This window comes from uncultured Chitinophaga sp., from assembly GCF_937874145.1.
GTDB lineage: Bacteria > Bacteroidota > Bacteroidia > Chitinophagales > Chitinophagaceae > Chitinophaga.
Genome location: NZ_CALNBI010000027.1, coordinates 1 through 2081, shown reverse-complemented (window position 1 = coordinate 2081; position 2081 = coordinate 1). Strand labels below are relative to the sequence as shown.

Annotated in this window: 2 protein-coding genes and 1 pseudogene; all 3 read left to right on the top strand. The window is 55.8% G+C overall.

Translation table 11 applies throughout. The features are described from left to right. On the top strand, positions 1-753 hold a 753-nt coding region (locus Q0510_RS01175), incomplete at its 5' end, for a RagB/SusD family nutrient uptake outer membrane protein (protein ID WP_298707470.1). 20 nt (positions 754-773) lie between these two features. Continuing rightward, entirely contained in the window at positions 774-1469 is a 696-nt protein-coding gene (locus tag Q0510_RS01170; protein WP_298707468.1) for a DUF3823 domain-containing protein, read from the top strand. 56 nt (positions 1470-1525) lie between these two features. After that, positions 1526-2081 (top strand): annotated as a pseudogene (locus tag Q0510_RS01165) (hypothetical protein); the annotation flags it as partial.

Here is a 2081-nt window from a genome sequence, read left to right as displayed (position 1 = left end):
TACATCCAATACGATTCTCCGAACGATATCTTCAAGGGAAAAGACGCGCGCCTCTGGGGTACGGCCATCCTTCCCGGCACGCCCTGGAAAGGTACGCCCATCATCATCCAGGCCGGGTACGTACTGCCGAACGGGCAGGCCGTGGTACGCACCAAAGCGGAAACCACCATCAACGGGACCACTTATTACACATACGGCGCGGCCAACACCTCGCAGTATTCCGGTTTCGATTCCTATGGCGGGAATAATACGCGTACGGGCTTTTCCTTCAAGAAGTTCATGAACCACGCCGCACCCGTCATGGCCGGCTGGAACCAGAGCACGACCGATTATATCGAGTTCCGTTATGCCGAGGTGCTGCTCAACTATGCGGAAGCCGTGGTGGAAAGCGGGACCGGTAATGCCGCCGAAGCCGCCAAGGCGCTGAACGATATCCGCCGGAGGGCAGGGCACACCACTGCTATCCCCCTGACTGTGGCCAATGTGCAAAGGGAGAGGAGGGTAGAGCTGGCTTTTGAGAACAAGCGCTTCTGGGACCTCATCCGCCGCCGCGAATTCCATACCGAGTTCAACAACCGGCTGCTGCATTCCATCCTGCCCCTGCAGGATCTCCGCGCGCTGCCCGCCACCAAATATATTTTCGTGCGTGTGGTAGTGCCCAACAGCAACCCGAAAACTTTCTCCGAACGCTCGTATTACCGTTACATCCCCGGCATCGCCGGCAATGGACTGGTAAATAACCCGCAGTATTGATCCCTTAAAACATCACGATTATGAAAAGAACCGCATTTATAGTAGGATTAGGCTTGCTGCTCACGGGGATGGCAGCTTGCGAGAAAGACAACTACGAAGCCCCGGACGCCGCGCTCTACGGCAGCATCTACGACGCCGGCACCAAGGAGCTCCTGGAACAGGACGTCATCCGCGGATCGGTCGTGGAACTGAAAGAACACGGCTGGGACAATGTGCAGCCGCAATGGCTCATTTTCAAAACAGACGGCTCCTACGAAAACTCACTCCTGTTTGAAGCCAGTTATACCGTGGCGCCCGTAAGAGGGAACTTCATACCCGTGGAGCCGCAGGATGTACGGATAGCAGGCCGTACCCAGCTGGATTTCAACGTTACGCCTTACATCCGCATCATCAGTCCTGCGATCACGCGCACCGGCAACCTGGTGACCGCCACGTTCAAATTGCAGCAGCAGGTGACCAACAACGTCCGCAAGATCGGGTTGTATGCGCATAGCGATTTCAGGGTAGGGGAAACGCTCCGGCTTACCGCCGCCGAGCAGGACATCAACGCCGTGACGGACCCCGCCACCACGTATAGCCTCACCATCGACCTGAACGCGCCCAACGTCCGCGATATCCTCAAGCCCGGACGCACCTATTTCTTCCGCATCGGCGCGCTCATCGACGCGGTGGAATCCAAACCAAATTATGCGAAAGCCGTTTCTTTCGATTTGTAAACCTTTGCCTGCGGGGATGCATCCGTCTCCGCAGGCATCCATGCTTCTGAACGATTATGAAGAGTTTTTTCTTTTCCGCATTAGCCGTCATCGCGCTGAGCTGTGCAAAAAAAAGCGGCAGCAACGGCCAGGAGCCGCCTCCGCCCACGCCGCCTGTCAAGGAAATCGTATACGACGAAACCGGCTGCCTTTACACGGCTTATGATAACCTCGTTATGGCCGGCTACCAGGGATGGTTCGCCGCGCAGGGCGACGGTTCCGACCGCGGCTGGTATCACCTCGGCATGGGGCATTGCGGTGGGTTCAAACCGGGGTGCTCCGCGGTGGATTTCTATCCGGATATGTCTGAGTACACGCAGAAATATAAGACAGACTTTAAATACGCTGATGGTTCGGATGTGTATATGTACAGCCCGTACGATGAATCCACCGTTGACCTGCACTTCAAATGGATGAAGGATTACGGCATTGATGGCGTGTTTATGCAACGCTTCGTGGTGGAAGTAAAGGAATCCAATCCGAAAGGCAAGCGCCATTTCAACAAAGTGCTGGAAAACGCACTGAAAGCCGCGAAGAAACACAGCAGGGCCATCTGCGTGATGTACGACCTCA

Excerpts from the sequence above, each read along its gene's own strand:
- Q0510_RS01170 (WP_298707468.1), top strand. The coding sequence starts at position 774 with ATGAAAAGAACCGCATTTATAGTAGGATTAGGCTTGCTGCTCACGGGG.